Raw genomic sequence first — 16,299 nt, 5'->3', positions numbered from 1 at the left:
GTCTGTTAAAAGGGCAATCTTTTTATGTGTCATGGATTGTCACTTGGTCGATATGATCAACTTCCACCAGATCAACAACAATCATCTCCGTTTTTGCTGTCGGTATGTTTTTTCCAACATAATCTGCGCGAATCGGCAGTTCACGATGACCTCGATCAACAAGTACGGCCAGTTGAATCAGGCCGGGTCTCCCGAAATCGATGAGGGCATCCATTCCTGCTCGGACTGTTCTTCCGGTGTACAAGACATCATCAACTAAGACAACGGTTTTATTATGTATATCAACCGGAATATCCGAACCTAAAACTTCCGGTTCTTTATCCTTTGTTTTGATGGATAAATCATCCCGATACAAAGTAATATCCAATTCGCCAACCGGTACATTTTTTCCTTCAATTTGGTTAATTTTTTCAGCCAACCTTCTTGCCAAGAATATGCCGCGTGTACGAATTCCTACAAGAACAACATCTTCAATCCCTTTATTTCTTTCAATGATTTCATGAGCGATCCGGGTTAATGCTCTTCGGATTGCTTGCTCATCCAAAACAATTGCTTTTTGCAATCTGCTTCCCTCCATTGTTTATGGAACATTCGCGTGATCCATTTCCGTTTCAATAAAAAACTCCTGCCAAAGAGGGCAGGAGAATAAACTGTTTCTTTTTTAAAAAATAATCCGTTCCCTTCTCAGACTCTCTGGACTGATTTAAAGGTGCTATTCAGTTCTGTTATGATCATAAAATGAATTTCCGATTTTGTCAATGGCGAAAAAGATAATTATTTATTAAAAACATTAAGTGATGACCTGACCAGTGCATCAATTCCCCGTTACAAGTTCATCCGTAATTGTTCTAAAAGCACTAGAAATTCCTGGGGCAATGGTGCACGAAATTCCATATATTCCTTTTTTCTCGGATGAATAAAGCCAAGAACCCCGGCATGGAGTGCCTGTCCATCAATTTCTAAAGTTTTTCTCGGTCCATATTTCGGGTCACCGGCGAGCGGATAACCGATATATTTCATATGAACCCGGATTTGATGGGTTCTGCCTGTTTCCAGTTCACATTCAATATGAGTATAGTCTTGAAAACGTTCAAGCACACGGAAATGGGTGACGGCATGTTTTCCATTATCGACCACTGCCATTTTTTGTCGATCATTTTTATCCCGTCCAATCGGTGCGTCCACCGTTCCGTAATCATGCGGAATAACGCCGTGAACTATCGCTTCATATTTCCTTGTTACCGACTTTTCAACGAGTTGTTCGACTAAACACTCATGTGCAAAATCATTTTTTGCAACCATCAGTAAACCGGATGTATCTTTATCAATACGATGGACAATTCCCGGTCGCATCACTCCATTAATACCGGACAAATCTTTACAATGAGCAAGCAGCCCGTTGACAAGCGTTCCGGTTACATGGCCCGGTGCCGGATGAACGACCATTCCACGCGGTTTATTAACAACAAGAACATCCGAATCTTCATAGTAAATATCTAAATTCATTTCTTCCGGTTCAACATTTAATGGAACAGGATCCGGCACATTGATGACCAGTTTATCGCCAGTTTCGCATTTATAATTGGCTTTTGGTTTATTACCATTAACCGACACAACACCATCTTTAATCCATTCCTGCACTTGCGTCCGGGACCAATCTTCTTCAAGAGATGTTATCAATTTATCAATTCTTTCACCCGCTTGATCCTCACGGACAATGTGCAAAATCTTTTCCATATTATTGCTCCTTTTTCTCTTTACGTTCTTCTAAAAACATGACAATTATTAATAATATAACCCCGATGGTTAAAGAAGAGTCAGCAATATTAAAAATTGGGAAGTCATAACCGAATATTTTTACATCAATAAAATCAACGACTTCTTTGCGAAACAAACGGTCAATGAAGTTGCCAACAGCTCCTCCTAACATGAAGGCCAATGAGATACTATTTAGCGGTTTTCCTTTCGCATATTTTTGCAAATAATAAATGATAAAAATGACTACAATAACGGTGATGAGGTAAAAGAACCACATCTGCCCTTGTAAAATGCCCCAAGCGGCACCACGATTTCGGTGTGATGTTATGTAAAATAAATTTTCGATAACAGGGATACTTTCACCAAGATCCATAAATTTAACGATCATCCATTTCGTCAATTGATCGAAACCGATAATGATGATTGAAAGCAAATAATACAGCAATGCACGCCCTCCAAACTCTAGATAGACTCTTTTTGCATTGTAGCATAAAAGAACATTTTTTGCATTTACCGTTCATGAAACTTTACATATGATTGACAAGAATTTTTTTATTTACTGGATATAAAAATTTTTATACATAAAGAAAACTCGGGCGTCCGAGCCTTTAGGCGAGAGCAGAGCCGTAGTTGCACTATGCGTTAGGAAAGTAGAAATTGAAAAATTTATACTTTCCTATTAGCCAAAAAAGACAGGACATATAGTTATACCTGTCAAAAGGGAAAAACCGGTTTTTTTAAATATTTCAGTAATGTTTTCATTTCACTTAAGGAACGAACGGTTGGTTGAAAAGTTAAAAATTCAACTGGGATTGGGTGCCCTGTTTCTTCACAAACGCCATAATGACCGGTTTCAATTTTTTCTATTGTCGCAATTAAATCTGACAGTTCTTCCTCGGCCATTTGTTTTACTTGAGGTGACAATTCATGATTGTTAAGGTGCTCTTCTAAATCAATTTTCATTGCAACAATTTCATTATAAAGATCATGTAGCGATTGACTCAAGGAATGTACCCTCCCATCCGTGATCCAATTTCTAATTGTTATTGTATGTTTATTATTACCGATTGTTCCTTTCTGACGGCTATAACTATTTTCTATTTCATTAAATACAAGGTAGAAATGTAAAAATCTTTTTAAACAAGCAAAAAAAGGGAAGACAATTCTTCCCTTTTTTATAGTATAAGAAAGTATAAAAATACAAGTAAATAACTTGGGATTAGTTTTATTGTCTAGCTCCGAGCGCCAGCGACTGAGAAACTAGCTCCCCTTTAATGTGCTCCTGCGCCATAGCCTATTCGAGGAAGCGGATGTTCAGCTCGTCGCAAAGCTTCATGAAGTATATCAAGGAAGATTACTCATGAAGTTCACTCTAGGAGTAGCTTCACTACGATAAGTCAACATCGGCTCGTCCCTCGCCGTGTTTCCTTTTCCTTAGAAAAAGCTACTCGCTTTTTCTTCGTGCGATGCTTATTCAAGGAAGATTATTCAGAGTCCTCGAAAAAGCTAATCGCTTTTTCTTCGTGCGATGCCTATTCAGGGAAGCAAATCTGTTCTCATTGCGGGGCGCTCCAGTTTGTACGTCGCTAAGCGGGCGCTCTGCGCTTTTCTTGGGTAAATCTGTTAATTAACTAAATGACTATAATGTTCTTCTACAATATTTGCACAGCGGGTACATAATGTCGGATGATGATGGTTATGACCGACATCCTTTGTCACTACCCAGCAACGTTCACAAGTTTCTCCTTCAGCTTTTGTTACGACAATGGCGGCCTTTTCCAATTTCAATGCATTACTTGGCGCTTCATCATAATGACCGGCCACTTCAAAATCAGAGACAATGAAAATTTGTCCAATATTTTCTGAAATGGAATCAAGTAATTGTTTTACATCATCGTGAACATATAAAGTAACTTTTGCTGTCAGTGACTTACCAATTATTTTTTCATTGCGAGCTTCTTCCAAAGCTTTTAACACGTCATCTCTTAATTTCATAAATTGCGACCATTTTTCTTCCAGTTGAACGGCATTTGGGTATTCTTTATATTCCGGCAGGTCGGTCAGTTGGACACTTTCTTCCTCAACACCTTTTATATATGCCCATACTTCATCGGCTGTATGTGCCAAAATCGGCGCTAACATTTTTGTTAAAGATACGAGACATTCATAGATGACCGTTTGCATGGAACGACGAATCGGGTTATTTTCTGCTTCAATATAAAGAACATCTTTGGCAAAATCTAAGTAGAATGAACTTAAGTCAATCGTGAAAAATTTGTTCATATCATGGTAAATTTCCATGAAGTTATATGTTTCATATGCATGCCGTACTTTTTTCACGAGATTGTTTAATTTTACCAGTATATATTGGTCAACTTCACGTAAGTTTTCATATGGAACTGTATGCTGCTTCGGATCAAAATCAGCTGTTGTTCCGAGCATGAATCGAAGCGTATTGCGAATCTTCCTGTACACTTCAGACACTTGTTTAAAATTATCCATGAATACTTTGACATCTGCCGTATAATCCACAGAAGCGACCCATAATCGCAAAATATCGGCACCGAATTGCTTTGTCACCTGATCAGGAACAATGGTATTTCCGATGGACTTTGACATCTTTTTGCCTTCCGCATCGACAGTAAACCCGTTTGATACAACTCCTTTATATGGTGCAACACCGTTAACCGCAACACTGATAATCAGACTAGAGTTAAACCAGCCACGGTATTGGTCGGAACCTTCCAAATAAATATCTGCCGGAAATTGAAGTTCTTCACGAGTTCTTAATACACCATGATGAGAGGAACCGGAATCAAACCAAACGTCCATAATATCATTTTCTTTTGTAAATAAACCGTTCGGACTGCCCGGATGACTGAATCCTTCAGGTAGAAGGTCTTTCGCTTCTCTTTCAAACCAAATATTGGATCCATGTTGTTCGAATAGGCTTGCAACATGTTCAATCGTTTTTTCGGTAATAATCGGTTCACCATTTTCCGCATAAAATACCGGAATTGGTACACCCCAAACCCGCTGTCTTGAAATACACCAGTCACCGCGATCACGAATCATATTATACAGTCTTGTTTCGCCCCATTTATTATACCAATTCACTTGATGGATTTCTTTTAACAGTTGTTCACGAATTGGATCAATGGATGCAAACCATTGCGGTGTTGCTCGGAAAATAACCGGTTTTTTCGTCCGCCAATCATGCGGATACGAGTGGGTAAGGAATGATAATTTAAGTAATGCGCCAACTTCTTCCAGCTTTTTCGTAATATGCTTGTTTGCCTCTTCGTAAAACAATCCTTCAAAGCCGGGTGCTTCTTCGGTCATGCAACCTTTGTCATCGACGGGACTGAGTACATCAAGATTATATTTTTGACCAACATAGAAGTCATCTTCCCCATGACCGGGAGCGGTATGAACGCAACCGGTACCGGCATCGGTTGTAACATGTTCACCCAACATAACAAGCGAATCACGATCATAAAACGGATGTTTCGCTAAAACATATTCTAAGTCAGAACCTTTGACCGTTTTCAAGACTTGATAATCTGTCCAGTCTAATTCTTCACTGACGGACTTCAATAAGTCTTCGGCGACTACGAGCTTCCTGTTTCCTATGTTGACTACAACATATTGCAGATGTGGATGAACAGAGATCCCTAAGTTGGCCGGAATGGTCCATGGCGTTGTCGTCCAAATAACGATTTCTGTATCCGAGTCAAGCACCCCTTTACCGTCTTTAATCGGGAATGCCACATAAATGGATGGTGATTTGATATCTTTATATTCAATTTCTGCTTCAGCTAATGCCGATTCCGATGACGGTGACCAATATACCGGTTTTAATCCTTTATAAATTAATCCTTTTTTCGCCATTTCACCGAAAACACGAATTTGTTGTGCTTCAAATGAATGGTGTAAAGTTAAATACGGATGTTCCCAATCACCGCGTACACCCAATTTTTTAAAGCCGGTCCGTTGAATATCGACTTGTTCATAAGCATATTGCTCACAAAGTTTACGAAATTCAACAACGGACAGTTCTTTTCTTTTCACACCTTTTTTTGTCAATTCTTGTTCAATTGGCAAGCCATGGGTATCCCACCCCGGAACATACGGAGCATCGTAGCCCATCATGGACCGGGAACGAACAATAAAATCTTTTAAAACTTTATTTAAAGCATGACCCATGTGTAGACTGCCGTTTGCATATGGTGGTCCGTCATGAAGAATGAATTTTGGACGTCCTTTTGTCCGTTCTTGAACCTTTTTATAAATATCCATTTCTTCCCAGCGTGCTTGAATTTCCGGTTCTTTTTTCGGCAAATTTCCACGCATTGGAAAATCAGTTTTCGGCATTAATAATGTATCTTTATAATCCAATGAAATTGCCCTCCTTAATACGAATTTTGGTAACAGTGTTAACCAGTTTTGGTAAGAATAAACATTTTGGCTATAAAGTAAAATAAAAAAGCCTTCACATCCCTGTATATGGGACGAGAAAGCTTTCCCGCGGTACCACCCAAATAGACAAAGAGAAAAGACGTACTTTGTCCGCTCATTTTATAACGTGAAACACGCCCACCCTTACTATTCAATTTCAGAGCAGGAACTCCGGGGTGATTTTCCAATTTCCCTTTTTAATCGAGCTTCCACCATCCTCGACTCGCTGGATAAAAGCAGAAAAATTGTACTGTCCCCTTCATTGTTTGTAAATAATATGAGAATATTTTATGGATATAAGGAATTATATGCAAATATGGTGATAGAAGTCAATAATAATTTACATAAATCCGTTTATTTTTAAAGGAAATCCAAAAAGTCCGGGAAAAGCAGCCCCGTTTTCCTTTTTCTTTTATATGAAAAACAGAAGCTCAGGTACTCAGAGGTCCTTAGATTCCCTGTTCTTCTTGGCTCTCCCCATTTAAGCAATTACTTAATAACGATATCCTCCTCTGCCGACTTTAATTCGGTTGCGTCCACATTAAACTCCATTAATTGTTCCCAATCGTTTGAATTGATCATATCCAGTTGGGCTTCGATCAATAATTTAAATCGATTGCGGAATACTTTTGATTGTTTTTTCAAATCTTCAATTTCTAAGGCTATTTTTCTGGCTTTTGAGAGAGCTTCATTAACAATTCGATCCGCGTTCTTTTCAGCCTCGCGAATGATTAACTTCGCCTCTTTTTGCGCACTGCCTTTTACTTCTTCCGCGGCCTCTTGAGCAACAACGATTGATTTATTCAATGTTTCTTCAATGGAACTAAAATGCTTTAATTTTTCCTCTAATTCTTTGACTCGATTTTCTAATTCGCGTTTTTCTCGAATGATTATTTCATAGTCTTTTATCACTTGATCTAAAAAATCATTCACTTCATCTTCATCATACCCACGAAAGGTTTTGGAAAATTCCTTATTATGTATATCCAACGGCGTTAACGGCATCATGCCACCTCCATATAAAAATCAGAAAATACGGTTGTCTTTTATTATACACTAAGTTTCGACAGATTGCGGGGAAAATCCTGCCAAAAATAAATTTTTATTTCATTTTTCCTAAAGTGATTTTCCACTTATCCCGTTTTGTTTTATCTCCAACCGTAATTAATCGAATTCTCCCTATGCCTCTTGCCGAAATGAGATCGCCTTCTTTCAAAGGAAAAGAAGGAGAATCAACAGTTGTCCAATTTACTTTAACTAACCCTTGTCCAATTAATGTTTGCACTTTCTGCCTTGACATGCGACCGGCTTGCGATAGAACCGTATCAAGTCTAAGGGATGAAACAGTCACGGAATGTTCCGTCATCAATTCATCAGTCACTATACTTTCTGACATAGGCTTTACCTGCAGTTGGATTTTTGTCTTTCCTACAGTCATATAATTTGTACGAATATAATCAGCTACTTCACTGGCAGAGAAAAATTGAATTTGTTTATTTTTGATGAGAATATCTCCATACTTTCCCCTTGATAAGCCAAGGCTCATTAAACTCCCTAAAATTTCAGGATGCGTGAGTGTTACAAATTTTTCCGGGTAAATTATTTCAAACAAAGTGATTTGAAAATCTTCCTCTGCCGGTTCATAGTAATCCGGATGAAGAAAAGCCCGGCAACGTTCAGATTGTTTTGCGCCGCCAAAAAATTGAACTCTACAGCTTCTCTCTTTTCCGATAATTGATTGAACAATATATTGCTCTCTAGGGTCTAAAAAATCGGTCAGTTTTCCTGCATAATTTTTATCAACATAGTCTATCCAATTCAGTACTTGATCAATAAATTCTTTTTCTTCCTGACGAAAATGCTGATATATTGACATAACTTCTCCTTATTTCAAGATGTATCATTGATGATAGATAACTAAATCCATGTTTGGATCGAATTTAAACCGACTTGGGCTAATTGTAAAACAAATAACGCAACAATTGGTGAAAAATCGAACATGCCAATAGGCGGGATAAATTTTCGAAACTGCTCCAAATATGGTTCACAAATACTTCCAAGGAATTGACCGATTTGTGACTCCCTCGCTCCGGGAATCCAAGACATGAAAATATAAATGAGTAAAGCATAAAAATAAATGTTAAATACAGAATGAATAATATCAAAAATGATTGACATAATTTCTTTTACCACCTCGTGTCTTCAAAATTATTGTTGATAAAAGCGTCGGAAATCGCACCGGTTACTTCCACATTATCCGGTGTGCATAACACAATATATGAACCGATTTTTTGGATTTCGCCACCGATGGCGTAAACGGTGCCGCTTAAAAAATCGACAATTCTTCGCGCTTCTGTTTTTTCGACTCTCTGCAAATTAACAACAACGGTTCTGCGATTTTTTAAATGATCAGCAATTTCTTGAGCATCATTAAAAACTCGCGGTTCAACTAAAACGAGCTTTGAGGAACTTTTTATACTTTGTAAACTGACAACGTTTTTCTTTTGTTGTTGGAAGCGCGACGGTCCGGTGGTATTTTCATATTCTACCGGTTCATCATATTCCGCTTCGTATTCGTCTTCATAATTATCATCTAAGAAAAACCATGTTTTGAATTTCGACTTTATACCCAAAATTCTTCACCTCCCGAGTTACTCACCGACCAAAGATGTACCGATTCGAACAAATGTCGCCCCTTCTTCAACGGCAATTTCATAATCATTAGACATACCCATAGATAATTCTGTACAAGGGGCATAAGGTAATTTCAGATTTTGAATTTCATCCTGAAGCTGTTTTAAGGAACGGAAACAGTTCCTCAATATTTGTTCGTCTTTAATATATGGTGCCATTGTCATTAAACCGACAATTTCAATATTTGAATACATTGCTAATTGCTGGATAAACGGAAGAACTTCTTCAGGTGGCAATCCATGTTTCGATTCTTCCCCGCTTACATTCACTTGAACAAAGCAAGGTATCTTTCTGTTGGCCCGTTTATGAATCTCTTCAGCTAATGAAAGCCGATCAAGGGAATGAATATAGTCAACTTTATCAATAATCTTTTTCACTTTCCTTGTTTGCAATGTTCCGATAAAGTGCCAAATCGGTTGATTCCCTAAAACTTCATATTTTTTCAGCAATTCTTGATCGCGATTTTCCCCTAAATGAATAATTCCTGCTTTCAAAGCCTCTTGAGCGCGTTCAATCGTCACATATTTTGTTACGGCGATAATCGTTACTTCTTCCGGATCTCGCCCTACTTTTTCGCAAGCTTTCGCAATTTTTTCTGTGATGATTTGTAAATTACTTTCAACGCTTTTCAATGTTTATGCCTCCCTGATTCCAATAAAACCTATCATTCGACCTGTTTGTCCTTTATCGCGGCGATGGGAATAAAAATAAGTTTGGTCACAGCTGGAACAAAGACCGGATACTTGAATATTGTCGGGCAAAATCCCTTCATTTTCTAACAAGGCTTGATTTAATGCTTTTAAATCGATTTGATATTGACTTTTTTCTACTTGAGTATAAAAACGTTGTACAGCGTTTAGCGGAAGTTTTTCAACTTGATCTATAATTTTATTATCTACAATATAGCATTGATTGCAAATGGAAGGACCAATGGTTACGAATATTTTTTCCACGGGAATTCCACGACTTCTCCACTGTTCAATGAGTGAATGGCTTATATTTTTTACCGTACCTTTCCAACCCGCATGAACAATTCCAAAAAGTCCATACTTTGGTGCAAAAAAATAGATAGGTACACAATCTGCAAAGCAAAGAGCAAGTAAAGTATCCCCTTTATCTGTATAGATCCCATCACAATCTTTTAAACTATCTCCATAAGATTCAGTCCCTTTTCCCCAATCTGTTTCTGCAATGTACTGTACATTCGAACCATGGGTTTGTTCACAGCACACCCAATTGGAAATGGGAAAATTGATTTTTTTTGCAAATTGGTTTCGGTTATAAACGACTTTAGCGTTATCATCGCCAACATGTAGTCCCATATTATTATTAAAATACGGGCCACTGCTTATTCCGCCCATTTTCGTTGTAAATCCCGCAAAAATTCTCGGGTTTATTTTTTGCCAATTTTTAATTAAAAAATATGAATCATCCATTAGATGGAACGGTTCAGTCATATGATTCCCTCATCTCTTCACATCACACAATACATATTTCAGTTTATCATACTATTCGTTCAAAATTAAGCAATTGTTTCTAATATTACTGTTCTTTTCTCACAGAATAAAATACAAATGATTAATTTTAGGTTCGTTTTATTAACTAGCCCAAAGCGACAGATGACTTGTGCTTTTTTTTAAAACAAAAAAAAAGCCACCTTTTAAAGGAGGCTTACTGAATATTTTTTGCCACAACTTTAATGGCTGCTTTCTCAAGACGAGAAACTTGCGCTTGTGAAATACCGATTTCTTCTGCGACTTCCATCTGTGTTTTTCCTTGGAAGAACCTTTTTTTCAAGATCATTTTTTCCCGCTCATTTAAACGGCGCATACCCTCTTTTAATGCTATTTCATCAATCCAATTGGAATCTTTATTTTTTTCATCGCTCAATTGGTCCATTACATAAATCGGATCTCCACCATCATTGTATATCGGTTCAAATAAGGAAACCGGGTCTTGAATCGCATCTAAAGCAAAGACGATTTCTTCTTGAGGAACACCTAACTCTTTGGCAATTTCCTCAGCCGTCGGTTCCTTCGATGTTTCAGCAATTAACCGTTCGCGGATTTGTAACGATTTATACGCAATATCACGCAATGACCGGGAGACTCGGATCGGGTTATTATCCCGAAGATACCGGCGAATTTCCCCAATAATCATTGGAACTGCATAGGTGGAGAATCGAACATTTTGACTCAAATCAAAATTATCAATTGATTTCATTAATCCGATACAGCCAACTTGAAACAAATCATCGACATACTCACCACGATTATTAAATCGTTGAATCACACTTAAAACTAATCGCAAGTTTCCGTTAATTAATTTTTCCCTGGCGTACAAATCGCCATTTTGCATTTCCTTAAATAATTCCCTCATTTCTTCATTTTTTAAAACCGGAAGTTTGGATGTATCTACACCACAGATTTCAACTTTGTTACGCATAAGGTTTCCCTCCTCCGAGGAATGCTTTTACAAAATTCAGTATCTCCCTAGGAAGGAAAAATATGCACTGTAACAAATGAGTGATTTTTCGATAAACTTCCTATCCTTGATAAATAAAGGAAACTAGCGAAAAATATTTTTCAAAAATAATATTAAACCATTTTTTCAAACTCTTTCCTCAATCTTTTGAATATTCTCTTTTCCAATCTTGAAATATAGGATTGTGATATACCTAACATGTCGGCAACATCTTTTTGTGTTTTTTCCTCGCCTCCTACCAGACCAAAGCGCAATTCCATAATTTGCTTTTCACGATCGGATAATGTATGTAAAGCTTTCATCAGCAGTTTTCGATCGACACGCGCTTCCAAATCTTTCGTGATAATATCATTTTCTGTTCCAAGCACGTCTGATAGAAGGAGTTCGTTCCCGTCCCAATCAATATTTAATGGTTCATCGAAAGAAACCTCTGAGCGTACTTTATTGTTTCTCCGTAAATACATTAATATTTCGTTCTCAATACAGCGTGAAGCATACGTGGCTAATTTAATCTTTTTTTCCGGATTAAACGTATTGACCGCTTTTATTAATCCAATGGTGCCAATACTAATTAGATCTTCAATATTAATGCCCGTATTTTCAAATTTTTTTGCAATATAAACGACGAGCCGTAAATTTCTTTCAATTAACAGCGAACGGGCTGTTTCATCCCCTTTAGGAAGTTTATTGATTAAAATCTCTTCCTCTTCTTTGGAAAGTGGTGGCGGAAGAGCTTCACTGCCTCCGATATAATAGATTTCATCGGTTTTTAACTTTAGTTTCTTTAACAACTTGTTCCAATAATAGTAAAAATGAAATTTCAATTTTTTCATGACCATTCCCCTCTCTAACATAGCCACTTGATTAAAGCAAACGAAACTTCTTGAACGAATTGAACTCACTTGACTTTGTCTATGATCATTACCATCAGGAAACTTGTTCGTGATGCGATTGTGCTAAAATTTTTGGATGAATGATACAATCAAAACGATCATCAGCGGATAATGTTTGATTGATAAATGCCAACAAAAGCCGGTTTGTTTGATAAATCTTTTTGTCAACGCGAATAACTACTTTGTCCGGTTTAACGGCAGCCAGAAGCAAATTGTCTTTACCAACAACCCGATATGGAATGATGGAAATTTTATTCATCCATTCCGATGGTAATTCATTTTCCTTCCAAAGTTGATGAACATCTTCAAAAACCGCTAAAACCTCTTTTGGAAAGAAACCGGCTGTTTTTCTTAGTGAGACAATTAAAACCGGTTTTTTTGTCAAAGGATCATATAATTGATTTCCACTGTCTACCAGCCCCCTTAATTGTTTTGTTTGATTGTTAATTGAGATTTCAACATCCACAAGATTTTCATACTCTATTTTGACAGTTTCCCATTTATCAAAAGTATCCTTTGAAAAAAAATAAAGTATTGGAAACCCAATGATGACAAACAACCAACTGATCGGATCCCCAAAGCCACGGATATTAGTTAAAAATAAAGCATTTGCTGCGTTATATTGGAAACTAAATAAATAATGCAAACCAATTAGCGCTCCCCCAATCGCAAAAGTGAGTAAATAAAATGCAGATAAATTGGTAAAGAAAAACCGCATTCGCTTGAAACCAAAAGCAATCCATACCATCAGTACTGAAATTGCTATTTTAAAAAGAGGAGAAAAAAACAAAGCAGCATTCGTTATAAAGGGAGCAAACACGATAATCGAGCCAATCAAACCACCAAAAAAAATTTTCCGTTTTCGAATTTTTCTTTTTAATATAACACCGGTCAATGATAAGAGCATGCTATCAAACAAAAAATTTAAAAGCCAAATAATATCTAAATATAAGGTCAACCCCTCATTCCCCTTTTCTCCAAAGAACGGAATTACTTAGCCCTAGTAAAAAGGCGGCTCTCTAGTATTTTTATGTTATGAAAAAGTATAGCACTGCCTCTCGTAAAAGTGTGTCGCTTTTTGACCGTAAAATTTAAGAAGTTTTCAGGAATTTTCGCCGATTTTGTCAAAAGAATCGGAATGATCTTTTTCGATTATTACGAAAGGAGAAATTTTGTTATTGCAGCCTGTCCTTGAAGTAAAACAATAAAACGAAGCCGAGGTTTTCACAAAAATTTTTCTACAAAAAAGCTGTTCTCGAAAAGCAGCTCCCTTACAGATTTTCTAAAAAATTCTGTAAAGCATGAGTTGCTGCGTTTCAAGAACAGCCTTATATTTTTTCTTTATATCTTTGAGTAACAGCTAAATATCAGAATCGATTATTTCTGTTTCTCAAAAATGTAGGAATATCCAGTAAATCTTCCTGTGTGCTGGAATTTGTTCGAGTTGGTTCTTGATGTTTTTCTTCTCGAACCGGTGTCTCGCGATTTTGTTTTTGATGTGTTTGGTTTGTATTAAGGTTCTTGTTATGACTATGAGTTGGTCGGGTTGGTTTATTTTGATCGTTTTCTTCCCTAAATCCGGTTGCAATTACCGTAACAACAATTTCATCATTCAAATTTTCATTAATGACAGAACCAAAAATCATGTTCACTTCTTGATCAGATGCAGAGGCAACAATATCGGCAGCTTCCTGTACTTCATACAAACTCAAATTCATTCCACCCGTTATGTTCATTAGAACTCCTTGAGCACCATCAATCGATGTTTCCAGTAAAGGAGAAGATATAGCTTTTTTAGCGGCTTCTTGAGCACGGCTTTCACCAGAGGCAATACCGATTCCCATAAGAGCGGATCCTTTATTGGACATAATGGTTTTCACATCGGCAAAGTCGAGATTAATGAGACCAGGAGTGGTAATTAAGTCAGAAATACCTTGAACACCTTGACGTAAGACATTATCAGCCTCTTTAAAAGCTTCTAACATCGGTGTGCTCTTGTCCACAATTTCAAGAAGACGGTCGTTCGGAATAACAATTAATGTGTCAACGGCTTCTTTCATCGAAGTAATCCCATTGGCAGCTTGCGTAGCCCGTTTTTTCCCTTCAAAGCTGAACGGACGAGTAACAACACCGACAGTTAAAGCACCTAATTCTTTTGCAATACTGGCAATTATAGGCGCCGCACCAGTTCCGGTTCCACCGCCCATTCCTGCCGTGACAAAGACCATATCTGCCCCTTTAATCACTTCTTCAATTTGTTCTTTACTCTCTTCAGCGGCTTTCTTCCCAACTTCCGGATTTGCACCTGCTCCAAGACCACGGGTTAATTTGGAGCCAATTTGCAGTTTTATTTCCGCTTTTGAAAGATTCAAAGCTTGGGCATCTGTATTGACAGCGATAAATTCAACCCCCTGGACGCCGTGTTCGATCATGCGATTGACTGCATTGTTTCCGCCGCCACCAACACCAATTACTTTAATTGTTGCTAATTGGTCTACGTATGTTTCAAAATCCAACATGCAAAATCCTCCTAATTCAAATTACTTAAACCTATGCATTTATTCAAAAAAAGAACCAAGAAATCTTTTCATTTTACTAGCTAATTTTTCTTCATGTAAATTTGAATTTTTCCCTTTGGCAGGTTGCTGTTTCACTGTTCTTTTTTCCTTCTGTTCCATTGGCATAACGACCGAATCTAGAAATCTTCCTTGTAATCTCGCATTCTTATAAAAATATTTGATCATACCAACTGCAGTCGCATACTGTGGTTCTCGCACCCCTATATAGTCAGGGATTGCGATTCGGACACGGTTTTGAAAAATCGCTTGGGCAAGTTCTGCCAGCCCTTGCATATTGGCGACTCCTCCGGTTATCACATACCCCCCGGGCAAATAATCTACGCCCATTTTTCTCAGTTCATCTTGAACGAAATCAAAAATTTCGGCAACCCTTGCTTCAATAATTTCAGCTAGTTCAAGCTGTGTAAACTGTTGTTTTTGGTTCGTACCGATGATCGGAAGTTCAAATACTTCATCAACAGAAGCATGGTCATAAAAAGCATGTCCATGTTTTAATTTTACCTTTTCAGCATCTTCTGTTGTAGTTCTTAATACAATAGAAATGTCTTTCGTAATATGGTCACCGCCGACGGGTAAAAGACAAGTGCCTTTCATGTATCCATCTTCAAATACAGTCACCGTTGTGGAGCCCCCGCCAATATCAATTAGCGCAGAACCAAGATTTTTTTCATCTTTGGATAAAGCTATCTCACCGGATGCAAGTGGCTGAAGAACGATATCAATAATTTCAAGTCCTGCTTTTTCCACACATCTGAGAATATTCAATAGCAATGTTTTTGATCCAGTAACTAAAAATCCTTCCATTTCTAAGCGTACACCGATCATTCCACGGGGGTCATTAATTTCATCCTGTGAATCAACAATAAATTGTTTTTTTACAATATTGATGATTTCCCGATCCGGCGGTATTGACATGACTTGAGCCGCATCCACCACCCTTGCCACGTCTTCATTTGTAATCTCCCTGTTTTCTCCATTAACAGCAACGACACCATGACAATCCAATAAGTCAACATGGTGAGCAGGGATACCAACAATCACTTGACGAATCTCCATACCAATCATCCGCTCTGCCTGTTCAACAGCACGTTTTATTGATTGGACTGTATTATCAATATCGACAATCGAGCCTTTTTTCAGACCTTCTGACTTTACATTACCGACGCCGATAATATTTAATACATCATTAACCATTTCCCCAATAATCACTTTGACCGTGGATGTACCGATGTCTAAACTTACAAAAATATCATTGCTGTTCATCTGTGGCACCTCCTCCTACTTTTCATTGAACAACAACAAGTTCCAAATAATGGAAAAAGTGTATACTTACTATAAAATACTGCTGTTTTAATTGGAAGTATTTCATATAAAGTGAAAAACCTGAATGATTTATTTAAGATATTCGCTATTTTTCACCGATTTTCCTTTAA

Annotated in this window: 16 protein-coding genes and 1 other annotated feature; all 16 genes read right to left on the bottom strand. The window is 37.5% G+C overall.

Annotated elements, in window-relative coordinates:
* Nucleotides 1–22: 22 nt before the first annotated feature.
* A complete protein-coding gene (gene pyrR / locus NSQ14_RS07545) occupies nt 23–562 on the bottom strand; it encodes a bifunctional pyr operon transcriptional regulator/uracil phosphoribosyltransferase PyrR (RefSeq protein WP_034769654.1) in 540 nt (179 codons plus the stop codon).
* Between the two features lie 263 nt (nt 563–825).
* On the bottom strand, nt 826–1,737 hold the full coding sequence (locus tag NSQ14_RS07540) for an RluA family pseudouridine synthase (RefSeq protein ID WP_034769651.1): 912 nt from the start codon (nt 1,735–1,737) through the stop codon (nt 826–828).
* Between the two features lies 1 nt (nt 1,738).
* Nucleotides 1,739–2,203 carry a signal peptidase II gene (gene lspA, locus NSQ14_RS07535; protein WP_034769648.1) on the bottom strand — a complete coding sequence of 155 codons (465 nt, stop codon included), beginning with the start codon at nt 2,201–2,203 and terminating at the stop codon, nt 1,739–1,741.
* Between the two features lie 269 nt (nt 2,204–2,472).
* Nucleotides 2,473–2,763, bottom strand: a complete 291-nt coding sequence (locus NSQ14_RS07530) for a hypothetical protein (protein WP_051989057.1) — start codon at nt 2,761–2,763, stop codon at nt 2,473–2,475.
* 618 nt (nt 2,764–3,381) lie between these two features.
* Nucleotides 3,382–6,156: an isoleucine--tRNA ligase gene (ileS, locus tag NSQ14_RS07525; RefSeq protein WP_346217051.1), complete on the bottom strand. Its 2,775-nt coding sequence runs from the start codon at nt 6,154–6,156 to the stop codon at nt 3,382–3,384.
* Between the two features lie 106 nt (nt 6,157–6,262).
* Nucleotides 6,263–6,488 (bottom strand) — a binding site (T-box leader).
* 217 nt (nt 6,489–6,705) lie between these two features.
* On the bottom strand, nt 6,706–7,221 hold the full coding sequence (locus NSQ14_RS07520; protein ID WP_346217050.1) for a DivIVA domain-containing protein: 516 nt from the start codon (nt 7,219–7,221) through the stop codon (nt 6,706–6,708).
* Between the two features lie 97 nt (nt 7,222–7,318).
* Nucleotides 7,319–8,092, bottom strand: coding sequence for an RNA-binding protein (locus NSQ14_RS07515; RefSeq protein WP_034769640.1), 774 nt, complete (start codon nt 8,090–8,092; stop codon nt 7,319–7,321).
* 41 nt (nt 8,093–8,133) lie between these two features.
* Entirely contained in the window at nt 8,134–8,394 is a 261-nt protein-coding gene (locus tag NSQ14_RS07510) for a YggT family protein (protein WP_034769638.1), read from the bottom strand.
* Between the two features lie 8 nt (nt 8,395–8,402).
* The gene (locus tag NSQ14_RS07505) at nt 8,403–8,849 is read right to left on the bottom strand and encodes a cell division protein SepF (protein ID WP_034769636.1); all 447 of its coding nucleotides are present in this window, start codon (nt 8,847–8,849) and stop codon (nt 8,403–8,405) included.
* Between the two features lie 18 nt (nt 8,850–8,867).
* Complete coding sequence (locus tag NSQ14_RS07500) at nt 8,868–9,542, bottom strand: YggS family pyridoxal phosphate-dependent enzyme (RefSeq protein WP_041846648.1); 675 nt, start codon at nt 9,540–9,542, stop codon at nt 8,868–8,870.
* Between the two features lie 3 nt (nt 9,543–9,545).
* On the bottom strand, nt 9,546–10,367 hold the full coding sequence (gene pgeF, locus NSQ14_RS07495) for a peptidoglycan editing factor PgeF (RefSeq protein ID WP_227091152.1): 822 nt from the start codon (nt 10,365–10,367) through the stop codon (nt 9,546–9,548).
* A gap of 214 nt (nt 10,368–10,581) precedes the next feature.
* Entirely contained in the window at nt 10,582–11,355 is a 774-nt protein-coding gene (sigG, locus tag NSQ14_RS07490; protein WP_034769628.1) for an RNA polymerase sporulation sigma factor SigG, read from the bottom strand.
* 152 nt (nt 11,356–11,507) lie between these two features.
* A complete protein-coding gene (gene sigE / locus NSQ14_RS07485; protein WP_034769625.1) occupies nt 11,508–12,227 on the bottom strand; it encodes an RNA polymerase sporulation sigma factor SigE in 720 nt (239 codons plus the stop codon).
* 94 nt (nt 12,228–12,321) lie between these two features.
* Nucleotides 12,322–13,245 (bottom strand): sigma-E processing peptidase SpoIIGA, encoded by a 924-nt coding sequence (spoIIGA, locus tag NSQ14_RS07480; RefSeq protein WP_041846650.1) that lies wholly within the window; start codon nt 13,243–13,245, stop codon nt 12,322–12,324.
* Between the two features lie 409 nt (nt 13,246–13,654).
* A complete protein-coding gene (gene ftsZ, locus NSQ14_RS07475) occupies nt 13,655–14,806 on the bottom strand; it encodes a cell division protein FtsZ (protein WP_343156852.1) in 1,152 nt (383 codons plus the stop codon).
* Nucleotides 14,807–14,845: 39 nt separating this feature from the next.
* The gene (ftsA, locus tag NSQ14_RS07470; protein ID WP_034769619.1) at nt 14,846–16,129 is read right to left on the bottom strand and encodes a cell division protein FtsA; all 1,284 of its coding nucleotides are present in this window, start codon (nt 16,127–16,129) and stop codon (nt 14,846–14,848) included.
* Nucleotides 16,130–16,299 lie beyond the last annotated feature (170 nt).

Origin of the sequence: Caldifermentibacillus hisashii, from assembly GCF_039654145.1 — a bacterium.
Taxonomy (GTDB): Bacteria; Bacillota; Bacilli; order Bacillales; family Caldibacillaceae; genus Caldifermentibacillus; species Caldifermentibacillus hisashii.
The sequence above is the reverse complement of the archived record's forward strand: the minus strand, read 5'-3'. Positions and strand labels throughout refer to the sequence as shown.